Raw genomic sequence first — 21045 nt, 5'->3', positions numbered from 1 at the left:
CTGCCGCTGCCGAGGTACGAGGCTGCGCTGGCCCGTATGGGCGCCGAGGTCTGTCAGGAGTATTCGCTGTGTTGTGTAGGACCAGCGTGCGAACGCGCCCCGAGCCTGCGACAGCGGTTACAGGATTGCGTTGATCGGCGGGCCAGAAACGACGAATCCCGCCACAGGGGCGGGATTCGGGTGCAACCGGACCGCGAGGGTCTTAGGCTGGGAACAGCTCGCTCAACTTCATGGCCAGCATCATGTCGCCTTCAGCGCGCAGTTTGCCGCCCATGAAGGCCTGCATGCCGTCGGTTTCGCCGCTGACGATGCCGTCCAGGGTTTCGCCGTCCATCACCAGGGTGACCTGGGCGTCAGGGTTTTCGCCTTCTTGCAGCTCGCAGGTGCTGTCTTTGACGATCAGCGAGAAGTTCTTGGTGTCATCGATACGGAAACCGAAAACCAGGTCCAGGCCGGCGGCGGCAGCTGGGTTGAACTTGGCTTTCATGGCTTGTACGGCGTCAGCTACGGAGGTCATGGTTCGATCCTTTTCTTGGGGTGATTACAGCAAGGGTCACAGTGAGCCGGGCTCATCGGAAAGTGATGAGTTCCGGGGCCTTCAACAGTTGCAGATGGGCATGTCCGTTGAAGGAAGCCAGGGCCACCTCGCGCCCGCGGAACTTCAGCTGGTTGAGCGAGGTGTTGACGATTTGCCAATTCAGTTCGAAAGCCTGCCGCGCAGGCATCCGGGTAATCAGGTGGAGCAGGGCGGTAATGGTGCCGCCGGAGGTGAACACGGCGATCTTGTCACGGTTGTCGGCCCGTTCGAGGATGCGCTGCAGGCCACCCTGGACCCGCTCGACAAACCCCAGCCAGCTTTCCAGCCCGGGAGGGTCATAGGTGCCGGCCAGCCAGCGCTCGATGATCAGGGCGAAGATACGCTGGAACTCGGCGCGGTTCTGCGCGGCGTTGCGCAGGGTTTCCAGGGCATTCGGCTCCTGGTTCAGCAGGTCGGGCAGCAGGGCGCGGATAATGGCGTCGGCGTCGAACTCATTGAAGGCCGAGTCGATCTCCAGGGCCGGTGTCGGCAGGTCGGCGGCGAGCATTTGCTCGCGGGCTTCGTTGGCGGTGTGTTGCTGGCGGCGCAGGTCGCCCGACAGGCAGCGGTCGAAGCTCAGGCCCATTTGCGCCAGGTGCTGGCCGAGCACTTGCGCCTGGCGCACACCGTTGGGCGACAGAACGTCATAGTCGTCTGCACCAAAGGAGGCCTGGCCATGTCGAATCAAATAGATGCTGCCCACGTCCGCGTCATCCCGGTACGTTGAAAGTTTTGCGAGGTTATGAGGATGCCGGTGAGCTGTCAATGAAAAAACATACGCTTGTTTGAAATGATTGTTGGAGCTTGGTTACACAAGGTTTCGCGGCTGGTGGTGGACCGGCCGCGCCGGTATGCTGGCGTCCATTACGCCGCTCGTTGGCAGCGGCACAGGTGTTTAAGGAGTCGCTGTGGATTTTATTGCGGAGTACGCAAGTTTTCTGGCTAAAACCGTCACCCTGGTGGTGGCTATCCTGGTGGTGCTGATCACTGCGGCGGCCCTGCGCAGCAAAGGGCGGCGCAAGTCGGCCGGCCAGTTGCAGGTCAGCAAGCTCAATGACTTTTACAAGGGCCTGCGCGAGCGCCTGGAACAGAGCCTGCTCGACAAGGACCAACTCAAGGCCTTGCGCAAATCCCAGGGCAAGATCGAAAAAAACCAGAAAAAACTGAAGAAGCAGCCCGAGGCCAAGTCCCGGGTATTCGTGCTGGACTTCAATGGCGACATCAAGGCCTCGGCCACTGAAAGCCTGCGCCACGAAATCACCGCCTTGCTCAGCCTGGCCACGCCCAAGGATGAAGTGGTGCTGCGCCTGGAAAGCGGCGGCGGCATGGTTCACAGCTACGGCTTGGCGTCCTCGCAACTGGCGCGTATCCGCCAGGCGGGCGTGCCTTTGACCGTGTGCATCGACAAGGTCGCGGCCAGCGGCGGCTACATGATGGCGTGCATCGGCGAGAAGATTATCAGCGCGCCGTTCGCCATCCTCGGCTCGATTGGCGTGGTGGCGCAGTTGCCCAACGTCAACCGCCTGCTGAAAAAGCACGACATCGACTTTGAAGTGCTGACCGCCGGCGAATACAAGCGCACCCTGACCGTGTTTGGCGAAAACACCGAGAAGGGCCGGGAGAAGTTCCAGGAAGACCTGGACATCACCCATCAGTTGTTCAAAAACTTCGTGTCCCGCTACCGCCCGCAATTGGCCATCGATGAAGTGGCCACCGGCGAAGTCTGGCTGGGCGTGGCGGCGCAAGAGAAGTTGCTGGTGGACGAGTTGCAGACCAGCGACGAATACCTGGCCGACAAGGCCAAGAGCGCCGAGGTGTTCCACCTGCACTATGCCGAGCGCAAAAGCCTGCAGGAGCGTGTGGGGCTGGCGGCCAGCGGTTCCATCGACCGCGTGCTGCTGACCTGGTGGAGCCGCCTGACCCAGCAACGCTTCTGGTAAATCGCGAAGGGCGGTGCAGCAGTCACCGCCATTTGCTGCAGCGCCGGATACAAAAAAGCCCTGAACCGGTTTCCCGGTCCAGGGCTTTTTTATGCGCCAGGTTTAGCGGCGACGGAACAGCGGCAGCGGTTCGTCGGTGGCGGCCTGGTAGGTCACCGAGAAGTCCTTGAGGCTTTCCAGGGCTTCGTACGGGTCTTTGTCGGCGCGCAGGGCGTAGGCATCGAAACCGCAACGGTGCAGGTAGAACAGCTGATCGCGCAGCACATCGCCGATGGCCCGCAGCTCGCCCTTGTAACCGTAGCGGTCACGCAACAGGCGGGCGTTGGAGTAGTTACGTCCGTCGGTAAAGGCCGGGAAGTTCAGGGCAATGACCTGGAACTGGTCGACGTCGTCACCGATTTCCTCGGCTTCTTCTTCAGCGTCCAGCCACACGCCCAGACCGCCATCGCGGGCCTTGAGGGCGTGAGCGTGCTCGCGCCACAGGGCCAGCGGCACGATCAGGTCGTCGCAGTTGGAGATGCCATCGAGGGTCGCGTCCTTGGGCAGCAAGTGCCAGGTTTCGTCGACGACCTCGTTGTTCTTAATGATTCGCTGCATAGACACGCTCCTTGAAGAGGTCGATACCGATACGTTGGTAGGTGTCGATAAAGCGCTCGTCTTCGTTACGTTGTTCCACGTAGACGTCGATCAGCTTGGAGATCACATCCGGCATGGCGTCCTGGGCGAAGGACGGGCCGAGGATCTTGCCCAGGCTGGCATCGCGGCTGGCGCTGCCACCCAGGGACACCTGGTAGAACTCTTCGCCTTTCTTGTCGACACCGAGGATGCCGATGTGGCCCACGTGGTGGTGACCGCAGGCGTTCATGCACCCGGAGATGTTCAGGTCCAGTTCGCCGATGTCGAACAGGTAGTCCAGGTCGTCGAAGCGACGCTGGATGGATTCGGCGATCGGGATCGACTTGGCGTTGGCCAGGGAGCAGAAGTCGCCGCCCGGGCAGCAGATGATGTCGGTCAGCAGGCCGATGTTCGGCGTAGCGAAACCGCGTTCACGCAATTCGCCCCACATGGCGAACAACTGGCTCTGTTCAACGTCGGCCAGGATGATGTTCTGCTCGTGGGAGGTGCGCAGTTGACCGAAGCTGTAGCGGTCGGCCAGGTCGGCCACGGCGTCCAGCTGTTTGTCGGTGATGTCGCCCGGGGCCACGCCGGTCGGTTTCAGCGACAGGGTCACGGCCACATAGCCCGGCTTCTTGTGGGCCAGGGTGTTGCGCGTGCGCCAGCGGGCGAAGCCTGGGTGCTGCTGGTCGAGTGCGGCCAGTTCGGCGGCCTGGTCGTCCAGGGCCTTGTAGTCCGGGTCGACGAAGTGCTTGGCCACGCGATGCACTTCGGCATCGGTCAGGGTGGTCTGGCCACCGCGCAGGTGTTCCATCTCCGCGTCGACTTTTTGCGCGAAGACTTCAGGGGTCAGGGCCTTGACCAGAATCTTGATCCGCGCCTTGTACTTGTTGTCACGACGGCCATAGCGGTTGTAGACCCGCAGGATGGCGTCGAGGTAGCTCAACAGGTCCTGCCACGGCAGGAACTCGTTGATAAAGGCGCCGACCACCGGGGTACGGCCCAGGCCGCCACCCACCAATACGCGAAAGCCCAGCTCGCCAGCGGCGTTGTACACCGGCTCCAGGCCGATGTCGTGGACTTCGATGGCCGCGCGGTCCGAGGTCGAGCCGTTGATGGCGATCTTGAACTTGCGCGGCAGGTAGGCGAATTCCGGGTGGAAAGTGGTCCACTGGCGGACGATTTCGCACCAGGGGCGCGGGTCGATCACTTCGTCGGCAGCGACGCCGGCGAACTGGTCGGTGGTGACGTTGCGCAGGCAGTTGCCGCTGGTCTGGATCGCGTGCATCTGCACGGTGGCCAGCTCAGCCAGGATGTCCGGGATGTCTTCCAGGGCCGGCCAGTTGAACTGCACGTTCTGCCGGGTACTGATGTGGGCATAGCCCTTGTCGTAGTCGCGAGCGATCTTGGCCATCATTCGCGTCTGGCGCGAAGTCAGCTGGCCATAAGGCACGGCGACCCGCAGCATCGGGGCAAAACGTTGGATATAGAGGCCATTCTGCAAGCGCAGAGGGCGGAATTCTTCTTCGCTCAGCTCGCCTGCCAGATAGCGTCGGGTCTGATCACGGAACTGCTTGACGCGGTCCTCGATGATTCGCTGATCGTACTCGTCGTATACGTACATATAGGTCCTGTTCTCAGGCTTATCAGGTAACCGGAGAGGCTGCGGTCACCTCAGCAATTCTGCGCGCACGGCCGCGCACTCCCAACGGAGCCGGCGCACGATACCAGTTTGCAGTTATGCGCAAAAGTGATGTTTGAGTATATGCAAAGAACTAAAACGACTAACGGTACAAGTCCACATTTGTGGTAAGGGCAAAGCTGGTCTTAACTCTGCGGGAGTCTTCGAGCAGTCACCGATAAAACCGACAAGAGGCGATGCGATGAGCAATCCGACCAAGGCAAGGAAAACCGACAGCAGTGTCGATGCTTGGGCCATTCTGTTCCTGATCATTCTGGTGGTGGGAACGGCGGTGTTCTGGGTCAGTCATCAATAGGTAACGGGTAGAAATAACCCGGATTGTCCGACAAAATCGACGATGTCACTGACAGTTGCGAGTATTTTGCCCGCTATAATGCGCGGCATTATCTTGGGGTTCGCGTGACGATGTTGAAGGTTTTGTGCAAGGGCTTGCTGCTGCTGAGCCTGCCGTTCTGGGCCGCGGCCCACGCCACTTCAGTGCTTTTTCTCAATCCGGGCACTTCCACGGAAACGTTCTGGGTCAATTATTCGCAATTCATGCAGGCCGCGGCCAAGGACCTCGGCCTGGATTTGCGTGTGCGCTATTCCGAGCGCAACCCCGGCAACACCCTCAGCCAGGCCCGCGAGGCCTTGCAGGGCGACCAACGGCCGGACTACCTGATCCTGGTCAACGAGCAATATGTCGCGCCGGAGATCCTGCGCCTGTCCCAGGGCAGTGGGGTCAAGCTGTTTATCGTCAACAGCGTGCTCACCCCCGACCAGTTGCGTTTGCTCAACGAGCGCAATGACCAGCGCTCGGAGTGGATCGGCAGCCTGGTGGCCGACGATGAAAAGGCCGGCTATCAGACCCTCAAGGAACTGATCCGCCAGCATGGCCCGGTTGCGCCGGGGCAAACCGTTGATCTGCTGGCGTTCTCCGGGATGAAAATCACCCCGGCCTCGCAATTGCGCGAGCAGGGCCTGCATCGGGCGCTGGCCGAACACCCCGAGGTGCGCCTGCGCCAACTGGTGTACGGCGAATGGACCCGGCAGCGGGCCTATGAGCAGGCCCAGCAGTTGCTCAAGCGCTATCCGCACACGGCATTGATCTGGTCGGCCAACGATGAGATGGCGCTGGGTGCCATGGCCGCCGCGCAAGAGCTCAAGCACCAGCCGGGCAAGGATGTGTTGTTCAGTGCGGTCAACAGTTCGCCCCAGGCCTTGCAGGCGCTGCTGGACGGACGCCTGAGCGCCCTGAGTGCCGGGCATTTCACCCTGGGCGGCTGGGCCCTGGTGTTGCTGCATGATTATGAGCAGGGGGTGGACATGACCCGCCACGGTGGCCCGTTCTGGGAGGTGGGGTTGTTTCAGCTGATCGACAAGCCCCTGGCCCGGCGCCTGCTGGCCGTGCAGGCGACCCAGGACTACGGCATCAACTTCCGCGCGCTCTCGGCCAAAGGCAAGCCGGACAGCTATCGCTACCCGTTCGACCTGCAAATGCTGATGCGCTGAAGCGCCGTCAGAGCCCCGCCAGGTGCAGCACCAGCTTGACGATGCCGAACAGGGTCAAGGCAAATACCGCCGTGAACAGGATGCCCATCGCCACGAAGTGGCTGGGCTTGCCGTGGGTGAAATCCCGGGCGCGGTTCTTGCCGCTCTGCACGCCGAACGCCGCCGCTACCACGCTGTGCAGCATCTGCCAGAAGGTTGGCGGCTTGCCATTGATTGGGTCGTCCATAAATCCCTCGACACAGGTGTGTGTGCAAAGAGCATAGACAATCTGGCCGAGGGCGAGCCGGCTATCCCCGGGCCAATCCCGCCCGGTGATAGCCGGCGCTCACCCCATGAGCGGCCGGAGGGCGGGTCTCAGTTGTCGTAACCCAGGTTCGGTGCCAGCCAGCGCTCGGTCACGGCCAGGTCCTGGCCTTTGCGCGCGGTGTAGCTCTGCACCTGGTCCTTGTCGACCTTGCCCACGGCGAAGTACTGCGCCTGCGGGTGGGCGAAGTACCAGCCGCTGACCGCCGCGGCCGGGAACATGGCGTAGTGCTCGGTGAGGAACACGCCGCTGCGCCCGGCATGCATTTCGTGGGCCTCTGGGTCGAGCAGCTGGAACAACTGGGCTTTTTCGGTGTGATCCGGGCACGCCGGATAGCCCGGGGCAGGGCGGATGCCGCTGTACTGCTCCTTGATCAGCGCTTCGTTATCCAGTTGTTCGTCCTGGGCGTAGCCCCAGTGTTCTTTACGCACCTGTTGGTGCAGCCATTCGGCGCAGGCTTCGGCCAGGCGGTCGGCCAGGGCCTTGACCATGATCGAGTTGTAGTCGTCGCCGGCATCCTGGTACGCCTTGGCCACTTCTTCGGCGCCGATACCGGCGGTGGTGATGAAGCCCCCGATGTAGTCGGTCACGCCGCTGTCCTTGGGGGCCACGAAGTCGGCCAGGGAGAAGTTCGGCTTGCCGTCGGTCTTGATGATCTGCTGGCGCAGGTGATGCAGACGCGCCAGGGGCTGGCCGTCAGCGCCGTAGACTTCCAGGTCATCGTCCTGCACCTGGTTGGCCGGCCAGAAGCCGAACACCGCACGGGCGCTGATGAGTTTTTCGTCGATCAGCTTCTTGAGCATTTCCTGGGCGTCGGCGTACAGCGCGGTGGCTGCTTCACCGACCACTTCATCGGTCAGGATGCGCGGGAACTTGCCGGCCAGGTCCCAGGAGATAAAGAACGGGGTCCAGTCGATGTACTCGGCCAGTACCTTGAGGTCGATGTTGTCCAGCACCTTGGCGCCGGTGAACGTCGGTTTGACCGGCTGGTAGCTGCTCCAGTCGAACTGCGGTTTCTTGGCGATGGCCGCCGGGTAGCTCAGGCGTTCGGTGCGGGCGCTGCGGTTGGCGGTGCGCTCGCGCACTTCCACGTATTCTTCCCGGGTCTTCTCTACAAAGCCGGCCTTGAGCTCCTTGGACAGCAACTGCGTGGCCACGCCCACCGCGCGCGAGGCGTCGGTGACGTAGACCACCGCGTCGTTGCTGTACTTGGGTTCGATTTTCACCGCGGTGTGGGCCTTGGAGGTGGTGGCGCCACCGATCATCAGCGGCAGGTGGAAGTCCTGGCGCTGCATTTCACGGGCGACGTGCACCATCTCGTCCAGGGACGGGGTGATCAGGCCGGAGAGGCCGATGATGTCGCACTTCTGCTCCTTGGCCACCTGCAGGATCTTCTCCGCCGGCACCATCACCCCCAGGTCGACGATGTCATAGCCGTTGCAACCCAGGACCACGCCGACGATGTTCTTGCCGATGTCGTGCACGTCGCCCTTGACCGTGGCCATGAGGATCTTGCCCTTGGCTTCCGGCTTGTCGCCTTTTTCCAGCTCGATGAAGGGGATCAGGTGGGCCACCGCCTGTTTCATCACCCGCGCCGATTTCACCACCTGGGGCAGGAACATTTTGCCGGCGCCGAACAGGTCGCCGACGATGTTCATCCCGGACATCAGCGGGCCTTCGATCACTTCGATCGGGCGGCTGAAGGTCAGGCGCGACTCTTCGGTGTCTTCAACGATGTGGGTGGTGATGCCCTTGACCAGGGCGTGCTCGAGGCGCTTGTTGACCTCCCAGCCGCGCCATTCCTCGGTCTCGGCTTCCTTGACGCTGCCGTCGCCCTTGTACTTGTCGGCGATTGCCAGCAGGGCGTCGGTGCCGTTTGGCGTGCGGTTGAGCACCACGTCTTCCACGGCGTCGCGCAGCTCGGCCGGGATCTGGTCGTAGATCTCCAGCTGGCCGGCGTTGACGATGCCCATGGTCAGGCCGTTGCGGATCGCATACAGCAGGAACACCGAGTGAATCGCCTCGCGCACCGGGTTGTTGCCGCGGAACGAGAACGACACGTTGGACACGCCACCCGAGGTCAGGGCATACGGCAGCTCGTCGCGGATATAGGCGCAGGCGTTGATGAAGTCCACGGCGTAGTTGTTGTGTTCTTCGATGCCGGTGGCCACGGCGAAGATGTTCGGGTCGAAGATGATGTCTTCCGGCGGGAAGCCCACGTCATTGACCAGGATGTCGTAGGAGCGCTTGCAGATTTCCTTCTTGCGCGCCTCGGTGTCGGCCTGGCCGGCTTCGTCGAAGGCCATCACCACCACCGCGGCGCCATAGCGTTTGCACAGCTTGGCGTGGTGAATGAACTGCTCGACGCCTTCTTTCATGCTGATGGAGTTGACGATGCCCTTGCCCTGGATGCACTTCAGGCCGGCCTCGATCACTTCCCACTTCGAGGAGTCGATCATGATCGGCACCCGCGAGATGTCCGGTTCGCCGGCAATCAGGTTGAGGAAGGTGACCATGGCCTTCTTCGAGTCCAGCATCCCTTCGTCCATGTTGATATCGATCACCTGGGCGCCGGCTTCGACCTGTTGCAGGGCGACTTCCAGGGCTTCGGTGTAGTTGTCTTCACGGATCAGGCGGGCGAATTTGGCGGAGCCGGTGATGTTGGTGCGCTCGCCGACGTTGACGAACAACGAGCTGCGATCGATGGTGAACGGCTCCAGGCCCGACAGGCGGCAAGCCTTGGGAATGTCCGGGATCGCCCGTGGCGCGTAACCGGCCACGGCCTTGGCGATGGCTTCGATGTGCCCCGGGGTGGTGCCGCAGCAGCCGCCGACGATGTTGAGGAAGCCGCTTTGGGCAAATTCCTCGATGACCTTGGCGGTTTGTTCTGGCAGTTCGTCGTATTCGCCGAATTCGTTGGGCAGGCCGGCGTTGGGGTGCGCCGAAACATGGGTGTTGGCCTTGTTCGACAACTCTTCCAGGTACGGGCGCAGTTCGCTGGCGCCCAGGGCGCAGTTGAGGCCGACCGAGATCGGCTTGGCGTGGGCCACGGAGTTCCAGAAGGCTTCGGTGGTCTGGCCCGACAGCGTGCGGCCGGAGGCGTCGGTGATGGTGCCGGAGATCATGATCGGCAATTTGAAGCCCAACTCGTCGAACACCCCTTGCACGGCGAAGATCGCCGCCTTGGCGTTGAGGGTGTCGAAGATGGTTTCGATCAGGATCAGGTCGGCGCCGCCTTCGATCAGGCCCCGGGTGGCTTCGGTGTAGTTTTCCACCAGTTCATCGAAGGTCACGTTGCGGTAGCCGGGGTTGTTCACGTCCGGCGACAGCGAGCAGGTGCGGCTGGTCGGCCCGATCACGCCGGCGACGAAACGCGGCTTGTCGGGGGTTTCCAGGGTCTTGGCGTCGGCCACCTTGCGTGCCAGGCGCGCGCCTTCGACGTTCAGCTCGTAGGCCAGGCCCTGCATGCCGTAATCGGCCAGGGACACCTGGGTGGCGTTGAAGGTGTTGGTTTCCAGGATGTCGGCGCCGGCGTCGAGGTAGGCCTTCTCGATGGAGCCGATCACGTCCGGGCGCGTCAGCACCAGCAGGTCGTTGTTGCCCTTGACGTCGCTTGGCCAGTCGGCGAAGCGCTTGCCACGGTAGTCCTGCTCCTCGAGCTTGTAGCTCTGGATCATGGTGCCCATGCCGCCATCGAGAATCAGGATGCGCTCTTTGAGAGCTTGCTGGAGGGCTTGAAGGCGAGCACTGCGATCGGACATGGGGACTACCTGGTAAGGCGATTGCGAAGGGCGGCGATCATAGCAAACCTGTGCGCTATTGGAGCATGTGCTGCTTTTGCATGAATATCGCTCATGTTGATATCAGCCTGACCTCGGTAGAATCGTGCGGTTTTCTACGCCCAGGACCAGAGACATGCCGTATCGCGTCAGTATCAGCGCGCTTTTATTACTGCTGATAAGCAGCACCACGCAGGCAGAGACTCCGGTTCCGGCGCTCTCTTACACCCGCGACATCCAGCCGATTTTCACCGAGAAGTGCGTGGCCTGCCATGCCTGCTATGACTCCGCCTGTCAGCTCAACCTGGGCAGTGCCGAGGGCGCGGCCCGGGGCGCGTCGAAAATCCCGGTCTACGACGGTGAGCGGCGCCAGGCCCAGGCGCCGACCCGGTTGTTCTACGACGCGTTCGGCAAGGCCGCCTGGCAGCGCAAGGACTTCTACTCGGTGCTCGACGCCCAGGGCAGCCAGGCAGCGCTGATGGCGCGCATGCTGGAACTGGGGCACAACACCCCGTTGCAACCCAATGCCAAACTGCCAGAGGACATCGTCCTGGGCCTGAACCGGGAAAACATGTGCCCGCAGCCGGGCGAATTCGACGCCTATGCCGGCGCCCATCCCAAAGAAGGCATGCCGCTGGCGGTCACCGGCCTTACCGATCAGCAGTACCAGACCCTGCAGCGCTGGCTGGCGTCTGGCGCGCCGATCGACCAGCAGGGCCTGGCCCCCAGCGCCCGCGAAGCGATGCAGGTGCTGCAATGGGAAGGCCTGTTCAACGCCCCCGGCGCCCGGGAAAGCCTGGTGGCACGCTGGTTGTTCGAGCATTTGTTCCTGGCCCATCTCTACTTCGAAGGCGGCGAGCCGGGGCATTTTTTCCAGTGGGTGCGTTCGCGCACGCCCAGCGGCCAGCCCATCGACCTGATCAACACCCGCCGCCCCAACGATGACCCCGGGACCCAGGTCTATTACCGCCTGTGGCCGGTGCAGGGGGTGATCGTGCACAAGACCCACATCACCTACCCGCTGAGCGCGGCGAAGATGGCCCGGGTCAAGAGCCTGTTCTACAGCGGGGATTGGCAGGTCACGGCCTTGCCCGGTTATGGACCGGCGCGCCGGGCCAACCCGTTCGAGACCTTCGAGGCGATCCCGGCCAAGGCCCGTTACCAGTTCATGCTGGATAACGCCGAGTACTTCGTGCGCACCTTTATCCGCGGCCCGGTGTGCCGGGGGCAGATCGCCACCGACGTGATCCGCGACAACTTCTGGGCGCTGTTCCAGGCGCCGGAGCATGACCTGTACATCACCGACCCGGTATACCGGGGCCAGGCCACGCCGCTGCTGGCGATGCCCGGGCAGAACGACGATGTCGGCAGTGTGCTGAGCCTGTGGCTGGCTTACCGCGACAAGCGCAATGACTACGAGGCCCTGCGCCGGGACTCCTATGCCGATTCGCCAGCGCCGAGCTGGTCGAGCCTGTGGGCCGGCAATGACAACGCCTTGCTGAGTATCTTCCGTCACTTCGACAGCGCCTCGGTGACCAAGGGCCTGATCGGCGAGGTGCCGCAGACCCTGTGGCTGTTCGACTACCCGTTGCTGGAGCGCACCTATTACCAGTTGGCGGTGAATTTCGACGTGTTTGGCAACGTCTCGCACCAGGCCCAGACCCGGCTGTACTTCGATTTGATCCGCAACGGCGCGGAGCAGAACTTCCTGCGCCTGATGCCCGCCGGCACCCGTGAGGACTTCCTCGACGACTGGTACCAGAGCAGCGGCAAATTCAAGATGTGGCTGGATTACGAGTCCATCGACGACGACAAGCGCAGCGCCTTGAAGCTCGACGAAAAAGACCCGAAACGCGATTTTGCCAAGCAATTGCTGGCGCGTTATGGCGACCTCAATGCTCGCCCGGACCCGATCAACCGCTGCGACAGCGCCTATTGTTCCCGGCCTGGCATCGACCCGCAGTTGCAGGATGCCGAGCAGGCCCTGAGCCGCCTGACTTCACGCCCGGCCGCCGGGCTCAAGGTCATCGATCAGTTGCCCGAGGCCAGCATGCTGCGCATTCAGACCCAGAGTGGGCAGCGGGTGTTCTACAGCCTGTTGCGCAACCGGGCCCACAGTAATGTGGCGTTCATGCTGGGCGAGGCGCTGCGCTATCAGCCGGGGCTGGACACCTTGACCATTTATCCGGGCGTGCTCAGCAGCTACCCGAACTTCATCTTCAATATTCCCGCCGATCAGGTGCCGGAGTTCGTCGCCGCGATGGAGAACGCCAAGGACGCCCATCGCTTCGAGAAGATTGTCGAGCGCTGGGGGATCCGCCGCAGTCATCCGCAGTTCTGGCAGTACTTCCATGACCAGACCCGCTTTCTCGAAGAAACCGACCCGGTGGAAGCGGGTGTGCTGGACATGAATCGCTACGAGAATCTTTGATCGACCTTTGCCCGCTGCCTGCGGTCCCACGTTTTAGGCGCCTGAGTGGTTCAGGCGCCGTCGGGGCTGGCTGCGGAGGGCACGAGGATGTTGATTTCGGTACAGGCGCTGCGGGCGCTGGCCGCCTGGACGGTGGTCTGCCACCACTTTATGCAGATCTTTTTCGACTTCCACGCCAGCAGCGCCCTGGGGCAATTGTTTATCGACAAGGGCGCGGTGGGGGTCGATATCTTCTTTGTCATCAGCGGGCTGGTGATCTTCCTCTCGACTGAAAACAAAGACCTGCCCCCCGGGCGTTTCCTGATGTACCGGCTGTTTCGGATTGTCCCGGCCTATTGGCTGTACACGCTGCTGATGGGGTTGCTGGTGGTGGTGGCGCGGCCGGCGTTTGCCGATCAGAGCGTCGATTGGCGGCACTTGCTGCTGTCGCTGCTGTTTATCCCGACCCAGAACCCGGGTGGGTATGGCCTCTACCCGACCCTGAATGTCGGCTGGACCCTGAACTACGAAATGCTGTTTTACCTGCTGTTCGCCTGGACCTTGCTGTTTCGCCTGAACCTGCGGTTGCTGATCGTCGCGGCGCTGCTGTTTGCCGTGAGCCAGGCCTGGACCGGGTTTGGCTGGGTCAGCGATTTTTATCGCTCGGACATCGTTTATGAGTTTCTGCTGGGTATCGGGCTGGGCATGCTCTATCGCCGGGGCTGGATCAAGCCCGGGCTGTGGCTGCCGCTGCTGCTGATCGGCGGCGCGCTGCTGGCGATCTACCAGCTGCCACCACAGCCGCGGGTGCTGGCCTGGGGCCTGCCGAGTGCCGTGATCGTCGCGTCGAGCATGGCGCTGGAGCGTTATTTCCAGCACAACCGCCTGCTCAAGGTGCTGGGGGACAGCTCGTACTCGGTGTACCTGATGCATGTGCTGGTGCTGTCCCTGGGGGGCTATGTGGCACAACGCTATGGCCTCAACCCCTATGGGGTGTTTGCCGGGTGCGTGCTGATCATCGGCCTGGCCGCCTGGGGCAGTTACGAATGGGTGGAGAAACGCAGCTATCAGTGGCTCAAGCGCTGGGCCGACGCACCGGCCGCTGCCCGCCCGGCCCTGGCGTTAACCCGACAAAAACCCTAGGACTTTGTACGGCGCGCCGATTGGCGTAAACTCCGCCCACGCCTGCGAGGAATTTCCATGACCGCTATTACCATTACCGACGCCGCCCACGATTACCTGGCTGATCTGCTCTCCAAGCAGAACACCCCGGGTATCGGGATCCGCGTCTTTATCACCCAGCCAGGAACTCAGTACGCCGAGACCTGCATCGCCTATTGCAAGCCGGGCGAAGAAAAACCCGAAGACAAGGCCATTGGCCTGAAGAGCTTCACCGCTTATATCGATTCGTTCAGCGAAGCCTTCCTCGATGATGCGGTGGTCGACTACGCCACCGACCGCATGGGCGGCCAACTGACCATCAAGGCGCCCAATGCCAAGGTGCCCATGGTCAACGCCGATAGCCCGGTCAACGAGCGCATCAACTACTACCTGCAAACCGAGATCAACCCGGGGCTGGCCAGTCACGGCGGCCAGGTCAGCCTGATCGACGTGGTTGAAGACGGCATCGCCGTGCTGCAATTCGGCGGCGGCTGCCAGGGCTGCGGCCAGGCCGACGTGACCCTGAAGGAAGGCATCGAGCGCACCTTGCTCGAGCGTATCCCGGAGCTCAAGGGGGTCCGCGACGTGACCGACCACACGCAGAAAGAAAACGCCTACTACTAAGTAAGGCGTTCACTGCACCCAAAAAAACGGCGCCCCGTGAGCGCCGTTTTTTTATGGGCCAGAAAAGGCGCCTTCAACCCCGGGCAACGGAGTGCGCTGTGCGGGCGGGGAGCATGCGTGTGGCGAGGGAGCTTGCTCCCGCTCGGCCGCAAAGCGGCCGCTGCAACTCGTCAGCCCCGATTTCCCCGCACGCCCTACGGGCGATACAAATGCGCATGCCCCGCGCGATACAGCGACGACTCGCTGAAATGATCCGTCGCCAGCACCCGGCCCACCAGAATCAAGGCAGTGCGGCGAAAGCCCTTGGCCGCCACTTTCTGCTCGATGTCGTTCAGGGTGCCCAGCACCCAGTCCTGATCCGGCCAGGTGGCGCGATGGACCACGGCAATCGGGCAGTCGGCGCCGTAGTGGGGCAGCAGTTCGGCGACGATTTTCTGCAGGTGGTTGACCCCCAGGTGAATCGCCATGGTCGCGCCATGCTGGGCCAGGCTGGAGAACTCCTCGCCAGGGGGCATCGCCGTCTTGTCGGCGTAGCGGGTCAGGATCACGCTTTGCGACACGTCCGGCAGGGTCAGTTCCGCCCCGAGCAACGCGGCGCAGGCGGCGGTGGCGGTGACCCCGGGGATGATTTCAAAGGGAATCTGCAATTGGCGCAGGTGGCGGATCTGCTCGCCGATGGCGCCATACAGGCTGGGGTCGCCGGAATGCACCCGGGCCACGTCCTGGCCCTTGGCATGGGCGTCCTTGATCAGTTCGATGATCTGTTCCAGGTGCAACTCGGCGCTGTTGACCAGCAGTTCGGCGCTATGCCCCGCCAGCACCGCCTCGGGCACCAGGGAGCCGGCGTAGATAATCACCGGGCAGCGATGGATCAGCCGCTGGCCCTTGACGGTGATCAGCTCCGGGTCGCCGGGGCCGGCGCCGATAAAAAAGACGGTCATGGCTGTTTCCTGTGAAAAAAGGGGTCAAGGCAAGCCTGCAGATGAAGATTGCTCATGATCAACGCGGGGGATTATCGGGATTTTAGCCGCAGCAGGCCATGGCCAGGGTCGCCTGGGCGTACTTTTGGCGGCGGATCAGCAGTTTCGCCGGGCTCTGCGCCAGGCGTTCGGCCAGGGCCAGGGCAGCGCTTTCGGCCACGCCATAGCAGCCGGTGCGTTCGTAGGCGATTTCCGAGCGGTGGCTCAGTTGCAGCGCGTAGGGCGTGAGCTGCGAGCTGCTGAAGCAGGTCAGGGGCAGGGCCAACTGCTCGGCCAGTTGCAGCAGGCCGGGCTCTTCGCGTTTCAGGTCGATACTGGCCAGGCCCCGGACCTGATCCAGCCCGAAGCCATGGGTTTCCAGGACCTGGTCGAGCAAGGCGCGCAGCGTGTCCACCGGGCAGCCGCGCTGGCAACCCAGGCCGACCACCAGGGCCGGCGCTGCGTGCCCTTCACTCATGCCGCGTAGTGACCCGCGCTTTTACGCCGGAACAACCAGGCGCTGATCAGGCCCAGGGCCAGCCAGAACACCGCATTGGTCAGTTGCGAGGCGATTTTGAACTGTGCTTCCAGAGCCTCCGGAGCCAGCATCGAGTGCACTTCCGGCTGTGGTGCGCCAATGATGTGCGGCACGGCAATGATGGCGACACCGAGCACTTTCAGCAGCCAGTGCTGGGCAAACACGATCAGCGCGATGCCGACGGCGGTCGAGGCCGCGGTGCCGACCCACCAGATCTGCCGTTGCGCCAGGTCCGCGGCAGCGGTGCCCGGCAGCTCGGGCGGCAGGCCCAGGGTCGGCGCCAGGCAGAAGGTGGCGTAACCGGCCAGCCCCCACAGCAGCCCCTGGGAGGTGCGATTCGGCGCGCGCAGGGTGTACAGGCCGGCGAGCATCAGGGCGAAGCCGACGGCCACCACCAGATTGCCGCCAGTGGTCGACAGCACGCGCTGCCAGCCATCTTCCGGCTCCCAGGCTTCGGCATCGTGGGTGTGGCCGGCCATGGCGCCTTCGGCGTGTTCATGGACTTCAGTGGCCGGGGCCTTTTCGTAGGTTTCGGCCTGCAGAATCAGCGGGGCGACCCAGAAGCTTTGCAGCAGGGTCAGCAACAGGGCGGCCAGCAGCCCGGTAAAACCTGCGGTTTGCGCAATACGCTTGATCATGTCAGCAGCTCTCAATGGCACGGGAAGGCGGAGCTGTGACGGGTATCGTGGGCGGCGTTGTGCACCGCTTCGATATGGGAGAACCCGGCGAAATACACCAGGCACGCGCCGAGGATCGAGGCACCGATGGCGGCGACCAGGCGTTGGCTCAGGGTGGAGGTGCTGCTGGCGGATTGACTGGTGCTGCTGATGATCGACATGGCGCATCCCTCTGGTTATCAGCGGGTGGATCGAACGCAGCAAAACCCCGCGCGCCGGGCGCACAGGGAATTAACAGCGCCCGCCCACCGCGGGTTTGTTATGTGTCTATTGCGGGCCGGTCTCCGGGCTCGCGAGGGGCGGGGCTTGCGCCTGGCCTGCAAGAATCGCCTTCCCATGCCGGATGCCCGGCGCAGTGGATCTGATTCTTCGCTCGCTTACCGTTGCGGGGGCAGCACCGGACTGGTCAAGGCCTTGAGTAAGGCACGTGACGCACCGGTTTCCCGTTTCACCCTGTGAAGGGCACCCGTAACAAGGTGTGTAGGAGAGCATGGGCGGGGGAGGGCCGTCAATTGCCACTCTTTCGCAATGGCGCCGGGACCGGATGCTGGTTTCTCCCCACGCCGGCGGCCGGAGCTTGCCGACAATGCGCATTGACCGGCCCCCGCGCTCTGCGTAGCCTTGCGCACTCGAGGTTCTTCGGCGCAGTCGGCCGAAGCTAAGAAGGGAACGCGGTCCAAGCCGCGGCTGCCCCCGCAACTGTAAAGGGTCATGGTTGATGCACAGCCACTGCACGCGTCTCAAGGCGTTGGCGGGAAGGCGCGTCAATCGTCGGTTACCACCGGCACACCCTCAGCCAGGAGACCTGCCTCGTGACGAATTCTCACTACAACCGGGCGGGGTGATCCGGTGGCGAACTCTTCCGCGCAGCCATTGCCGCGGTTTTCGTCCCGTATGCCCGCCACCTTGCCAAAGGGCATCCGATGAAAACACTGGCCAAACTTCCCGTCACCATCGTCACCGGCTTCCTTGGCTCGGGCAAAACCACCTTGCTGCGGCACATGCTCGACAACGCCCAGGGGCGCCGGATCGCGGTGATCGTCAACGAATTTGGCGAGCTGGGCATCGACGGTGAAATCCTCAAGCAATGCTCCATCGGCTGTACTGAAGAAGAAGCCAGCGGCCGGGTCTACGAGCTGGCCAACGGCTGCCTGTGCTGCACCGTGCAGGAAGAATTCTTCCCGGTGATGCGCGAACTGGTAGCCCGGCGCGGCGACCTTGACCACATCCTGATCGAAACCTCGGGCCTGGCCCTGCCAAAACCCCTGGTCCAGGCCTTCCAGTGGCCGGAAATCCGCAGCGCCTGCACCGTCGACGCGGTGATCACCGTGGTCGACAGCCCGGCCGTGGCCGCCGGCACCTTCGCCGCCTTCCCGGACCAGGTCGATGCCCAGCGCAAGCTCGACCCCAACCTGGACCACGAATCGCCGCTGCACGAGCTGTTCGCCGACCAACTGGCCAGCGCCGACCTGGTGATTCTCAACAAGGCCGACCTGATCAGCGCCGAAGACCTGGCAAAAGTGCGCCTGGAAGTGGCCGAAGAGCTGCCGCCAGCGGTCAAGGTCATCGAAGCCAGCAGCGGTCGCCTGCCGCTGGACGTGTTGCTGGGCCTGGGTGCCGGCTCCGAAGAACACATCGACAGCCGTCACAGCCACCACGACCATCACCATGACGGCGACGATGCCGATCATGACGACCACGATCACGACGCCTTCGATTCGATCTCCATCGAACTGCCGCAAGCCGAGGAAAGCCTGCTGCTCGATGCCCTGACCCAACTGGTGGTCAAGCACGGGATCCTGCGGGTCAAGGGTTTTGCCGCCATCCCCAACAAGCCGATGCGCTTGCTGATCCAGGGCGTGGGCACTCGTTTCGACAAGCACTTCGACCGCCAGTGGGGCGCCGACGAGGCCCGCACCACGCGCCTGGTGCTGATCGGCCAGGAGCTGGACGCCGAGCAACTCGAAGCGCAACTGCGCGCCGCCCTCAGCGTTTAACCCATGCACCTGCTCAGGACCCAGCCCGGCGGTTTCGTGTCGGATGACAACATTGCCGACCTTGGACAAACCCCCGCCGAGCTGGTGATCCTGTGCAGCGGCGACTCCAGCCTGGCGCTGCTGGCGGAAGCGGCCCAGCAGTTGCCGGACGATTTCCCGAGCTTGCGCCTGGCCAACCCGATGCAGGTGCAGAACCACGCTTCGGTCGACCTGTATGTCGACCAGGTGCTGCGTCACGCCAAGGTGATCCTGATTTCCCTGCACGGCGGCATCGGCTACTGGCGCTATGGCGTCGAACGCCTGGTGCAACTGGCCGAGCGCGGGGTGCAGCTGATTCTGGTGCCGGGGGATGACCGCCCGGACCCGGAGCTCAGCGATCTGAGCACGGTGCCGGCCGCCGCGCGCGATCGCCTGTGGCACTTCTTGCGCCAGGGCGGGCGCGACAACGCCCTGAATCTGTACCGCTGCCTGGCCGCCAGCCTGCTGGGCCGCGACTATGCCTGGACCGAGCCGCAGACCCTGCCGCGCACGGCCATCTACCACCCCCATAAAAGCGCCGCGACCCTGGGCGATTGGCAGGCCGACTGGCACGCCGGACAGCCGGTGGCGGCGGTGCTGTTTTACCGCTCCCACCTGCAGGCGGCCAATACCGGGTTTATCGATGTGTTTTGCCAGCGTTTGCAGGCGGCCGGGCTCAACCCGTTGCCGATTGCCGTGGCCAGCCTCAAGGAGCCCGGCTGCCTGACGGTGGTCGAAGACCTGCTGGACGAGGTCGAGGCCGGGGTGATTCTGAACACCACCGGTTTTGCCCAGTCCAGCCCCGAGGCCCCGCATCTGCGGCCGTTCCGGCGCAATATCCCGGTGATCCAGGCCATCTGCGCCCAGGACAACGAACCCGGCTGGCGCGCCAGCGAACAAGGCCTGGGCCCGCGCGACCTGGCGATGCACATCGCCTTGCCCGAGCTGGATGGGCGCATCATCAGCCGGCCCATCAGCTTCAAGGACCTGGCCTGGCGCAGCGAGCGCAGCCAGTCGGACGTGGTCTGCTACCGGGCCCAGCCCGAGCGCATGGATTTTGTCGCCGAACTGGCGCGGCGCTGGATCGAATTGGCCCGGGTGCCCAACGGGCAAAAGCGCATCGCGCTGATCCTGGCCAACTACCCGACCCGCGACGGGCGCATCGGCAATGGTGTCGGCCTGGATACCCCGGCGGCGGCGCTGAATATCCTGCGCGCCTTGCAGGCCGAGGGCTACCCGGTGAATTCCGAACTGCCGGCCAGCGGCACTGAGTTGATCCAGCAATTGCTCGGTGGCGTCAGCAATGACCTCGACAGCCTCGACCTGCGGCCCTGCGCGCAAAGCCTGGCGCTGGACGACTACCGGCTGATGTTCGACGCCTTGCCCGAGGCCAACCGCCAGGCGGTGCAAGCGCGCTGGGGCAGCCCGGAACAGGACCCGATGTTTCGCGGCGGCCGGATGATGGTCGCCGGCCTGCGCTTTGGCCTGACCTTTGTCGGCATCCAGCCGGCCCGGGGCTATCAGGTCGACCCCAGCGCGGTGTACCACGACCCGGACCTGGTGCCGCCCCACGGTTACCTGGCGTTCTATTTCTGGCTGCGCCAGGCCTATGGCGCCCACGGGCTGATTCACGTCGGCAAGCACGGCAACCTGGAGTGGCTGCCGGGCAAGGGTGTCGGGCTGTCCGAGAGCTGCTGGCCGGATGCACTGCTGGGGCCGCTGCCCAATATCTACCCGTTTATCGTCAATGACCCGGGGGAGGGCGCCCAGGCCAAGCGCCGGACCCAGGCGGTGATCATCGACCACCTGATGCCGCCCCTGACCCGCGCCGAAACCTATGGTCCGCTACGCGACCTGGAGCTGTTGGCCGACGAATATTACGAAGCCCAACTGCTGGACCCGCGGCGTGCCCGCGAGTTGCAGCGCGACATTCTCAAGCTGGTGCGGGAAACCCGCATCGACCGCGAATTGCAGCTCGACGAGCAACTCGACAGCGACGCCGATGCGGCGATCTGGCTGCCGCGCCTGGACACTTACCTGTGCGACCTCAAGGAATCGCAGATCCGCGACGGCCTGCACGTGTTCGGCGAATCGCCCACCGGGCGCCTGCGCCTCGACACCCTGCTGGCCCTGCTGCGCATCCCCCGTGGCGATGGCCGGGGCGCGCAGTCGAGCCTGCTGCGGGCCCTGGCCAAGGCGTTCGGGCTGGGCTTCGATCCGCTGGATTGCGCCCTGGCCGAACCCTGGAGCGGG

The 21045-nt window shown here is 63.5% G+C and carries 17 protein-coding genes and 2 riboswitches; of the genes, 7 read left to right on the top strand and 10 right to left on the bottom strand.

Annotated features, from left to right (window positions below):
* Positions 1–202: 202 nt before the first annotated feature.
* Positions 203–517, bottom strand: coding sequence for an SCP2 sterol-binding domain-containing protein (locus CF161_RS12335; protein ID WP_020296906.1), 315 nt, complete (start codon positions 515–517; stop codon positions 203–205).
* Between the two features lie 52 nt (positions 518–569).
* Positions 570–1280 (bottom strand): histidine phosphatase family protein, encoded by a 711-nt coding sequence (locus CF161_RS12330; RefSeq protein ID WP_020296905.1) that lies wholly within the window; start codon positions 1278–1280, stop codon positions 570–572.
* A gap of 205 nt (positions 1281–1485) precedes the next feature.
* Here CF161_RS12330 and sohB point away from each other — a divergent pair, with 205 nt between their 5' ends.
* A complete protein-coding gene (sohB, locus tag CF161_RS12325; RefSeq protein WP_020296904.1) occupies positions 1486–2517 on the top strand; it encodes a protease SohB in 1032 nt (343 codons plus the stop codon).
* A gap of 102 nt (positions 2518–2619) precedes the next feature.
* On the opposite strand, the gene CF161_RS12320 is transcribed toward sohB, so the two are convergent.
* Positions 2620–3114 (bottom strand): DUF934 domain-containing protein, encoded by a 495-nt coding sequence (locus tag CF161_RS12320; RefSeq protein WP_020296903.1) that lies wholly within the window; start codon positions 3112–3114, stop codon positions 2620–2622.
* Positions 3098–4756: a nitrite/sulfite reductase gene (locus CF161_RS12315; RefSeq protein ID WP_020296902.1), complete on the bottom strand. Its 1659-nt coding sequence runs from the start codon at positions 4754–4756 to the stop codon at positions 3098–3100. Before CF161_RS12315 ends, CF161_RS12320 begins: the two co-directional genes overlap by 17 nt.
* Before the next feature lie 483 nt (positions 4757–5239).
* Here CF161_RS12315 and CF161_RS12310 point away from each other — a divergent pair, with 483 nt between their 5' ends.
* The gene (locus tag CF161_RS12310; protein WP_043229282.1) at positions 5240–6325 is read left to right on the top strand and encodes an ABC transporter substrate-binding protein; all 1086 of its coding nucleotides are present in this window, start codon (positions 5240–5242) and stop codon (positions 6323–6325) included.
* Between the two features lie 7 nt (positions 6326–6332).
* On the opposite strand, the gene CF161_RS12305 is transcribed toward CF161_RS12310, so the two are convergent.
* Together CF161_RS12305 and metH are read right to left on the bottom strand one after the other, a co-directional pair.
* On the bottom strand, positions 6333–6551 hold the full coding sequence (locus CF161_RS12305) for a DUF2970 domain-containing protein (protein ID WP_020296899.1): 219 nt from the start codon (positions 6549–6551) through the stop codon (positions 6333–6335).
* 128 nt (positions 6552–6679) lie between these two features.
* Complete coding sequence (gene metH, locus CF161_RS12300; protein ID WP_020296898.1) at positions 6680–10390, bottom strand: methionine synthase; 3711 nt, start codon at positions 10388–10390, stop codon at positions 6680–6682.
* Between the two features lie 154 nt (positions 10391–10544).
* Between metH and CF161_RS12295 the strand changes: the two genes are divergently transcribed.
* From CF161_RS12295 to nfuA, 3 genes are all read left to right on the top strand, one after another.
* Positions 10545–12839 (top strand): fatty acid cis/trans isomerase, encoded by a 2295-nt coding sequence (locus CF161_RS12295; protein ID WP_020296897.1) that lies wholly within the window; start codon positions 10545–10547, stop codon positions 12837–12839.
* An 87-nt stretch (positions 12840–12926) separates the two neighbouring features.
* Positions 12927–13961 carry an acyltransferase gene (locus tag CF161_RS12290; RefSeq protein ID WP_020296896.1) on the top strand — a complete coding sequence of 345 codons (1035 nt, stop codon included), beginning with the start codon at positions 12927–12929 and terminating at the stop codon, positions 13959–13961.
* A 57-nt stretch (positions 13962–14018) separates the two neighbouring features.
* Positions 14019–14603: a Fe-S biogenesis protein NfuA gene (gene nfuA, locus CF161_RS12285; RefSeq protein ID WP_020296895.1), complete on the top strand. Its 585-nt coding sequence runs from the start codon at positions 14019–14021 to the stop codon at positions 14601–14603.
* Between the two features lie 194 nt (positions 14604–14797).
* Here nfuA and cobM read toward each other — a convergent pair whose 3' ends face one another.
* From cobM to CF161_RS12265, 4 genes are all read right to left on the bottom strand, one after another.
* Positions 14798–15544 carry a precorrin-4 C(11)-methyltransferase gene (gene cobM / locus CF161_RS12280; protein WP_020296894.1) on the bottom strand — a complete coding sequence of 249 codons (747 nt, stop codon included), beginning with the start codon at positions 15542–15544 and terminating at the stop codon, positions 14798–14800.
* 82 nt (positions 15545–15626) lie between these two features.
* Positions 15627–16040 (bottom strand): cobalamin biosynthesis protein, encoded by a 414-nt coding sequence (locus tag CF161_RS12275; RefSeq protein ID WP_020296893.1) that lies wholly within the window; start codon positions 16038–16040, stop codon positions 15627–15629.
* Complete coding sequence (locus tag CF161_RS12270; protein ID WP_020296892.1) at positions 16037–16738, bottom strand: CbtA family protein; 702 nt, start codon at positions 16736–16738, stop codon at positions 16037–16039. Before CF161_RS12270 ends, CF161_RS12275 begins: the two co-directional genes overlap by 4 nt.
* Positions 16739–16749: 11 nt before the next feature.
* Entirely contained in the window at positions 16750–16938 is a 189-nt protein-coding gene (locus CF161_RS12265) for a CbtB-domain containing protein (protein WP_020296891.1), read from the bottom strand.
* A 96-nt stretch (positions 16939–17034) separates the two neighbouring features.
* A riboswitch (cobalamin riboswitch) is annotated at positions 17035–17262 on the bottom strand.
* A gap of 130 nt (positions 17263–17392) precedes the next feature.
* Positions 17393–17605: riboswitch (cobalamin riboswitch) on the top strand.
* 95 nt (positions 17606–17700) lie between these two features.
* Between CF161_RS12265 and cobW the strand changes: the two genes are divergently transcribed.
* Both cobW and cobN read left to right on the top strand, forming a co-directional pair.
* Positions 17701–18774: a cobalamin biosynthesis protein CobW gene (gene cobW, locus CF161_RS12260; protein ID WP_020296890.1), complete on the top strand. Its 1074-nt coding sequence runs from the start codon at positions 17701–17703 to the stop codon at positions 18772–18774.
* Between the two features lie 3 nt (positions 18775–18777).
* Positions 18778–21045: cobaltochelatase subunit CobN (cobN, locus tag CF161_RS12255; protein ID WP_020296889.1), on the top strand; the 2268-nt coding region annotated here is incomplete at its 3' end.

Origin of the sequence: Pseudomonas sp. CF161 (assembly GCF_000416215.1) — a bacterium.
Classification (GTDB): Bacteria; Pseudomonadota; Gammaproteobacteria; order Pseudomonadales; family Pseudomonadaceae; genus Aquipseudomonas.
The sequence above is the reverse complement of the archived record's forward strand: the minus strand, read 5'-3'. Positions and strand labels throughout refer to the sequence as shown.

What these genes read in the sequence shown, in the direction of transcription:
- CF161_RS12335 (WP_020296906.1), bottom strand. Translation starts at nt 517, where the DNA reads ATGACCTCCGTAGCTGACGCCGTACAAGCCATGAAAGCCAAGTTCAAC.
- CF161_RS12320 (WP_020296903.1), bottom strand. Translation starts at nt 3,114, where the DNA reads ATGCAGCGAATCATTAAGAACAACGAGGTCGTCGACGAAACCTGGCAC.
- CF161_RS12315 (WP_020296902.1), bottom strand. Translation starts at nt 4,756, where the DNA reads ATGTACGTATACGACGAGTACGATCAGCGAATCATCGAGGACCGCGTC.
- CF161_RS12310 (WP_043229282.1), top strand. Translation starts at nt 5,240, where the DNA reads ATGTTGAAGGTTTTGTGCAAGGGCTTGCTGCTGCTGAGCCTGCCGTTC.
- CF161_RS12305 (WP_020296899.1), bottom strand. Translation starts at nt 6,551, where the DNA reads ATGGACGACCCAATCAATGGCAAGCCGCCAACCTTCTGGCAGATGCTG.
- metH (WP_020296898.1), bottom strand. Translation starts at nt 10,390, where the DNA reads ATGTCCGATCGCAGTGCTCGCCTTCAAGCCCTCCAGCAAGCTCTCAAA.
- CF161_RS12295 (WP_020296897.1), top strand. Translation starts at nt 10,545, where the DNA reads ATGCCGTATCGCGTCAGTATCAGCGCGCTTTTATTACTGCTGATAAGC.
- CF161_RS12290 (WP_020296896.1), top strand. Translation starts at nt 12,927, where the DNA reads ATGTTGATTTCGGTACAGGCGCTGCGGGCGCTGGCCGCCTGGACGGTG.
- nfuA (WP_020296895.1), top strand. Translation starts at nt 14,019, where the DNA reads ATGACCGCTATTACCATTACCGACGCCGCCCACGATTACCTGGCTGAT.
- cobM (WP_020296894.1), bottom strand. Translation starts at nt 15,544, where the DNA reads ATGACCGTCTTTTTTATCGGCGCCGGCCCCGGCGACCCGGAGCTGATC.
- CF161_RS12275 (WP_020296893.1), bottom strand. Translation starts at nt 16,040, where the DNA reads ATGAGTGAAGGGCACGCAGCGCCGGCCCTGGTGGTCGGCCTGGGTTGC.
- CF161_RS12270 (WP_020296892.1), bottom strand. Translation starts at nt 16,738, where the DNA reads ATGATCAAGCGTATTGCGCAAACCGCAGGTTTTACCGGGCTGCTGGCC.
- CF161_RS12265 (WP_020296891.1), bottom strand. Translation starts at nt 16,938, where the DNA reads ATGTCGATCATCAGCAGCACCAGTCAATCCGCCAGCAGCACCTCCACC.
- cobW (WP_020296890.1), top strand. Translation starts at nt 17,701, where the DNA reads ATGAAAACACTGGCCAAACTTCCCGTCACCATCGTCACCGGCTTCCTT.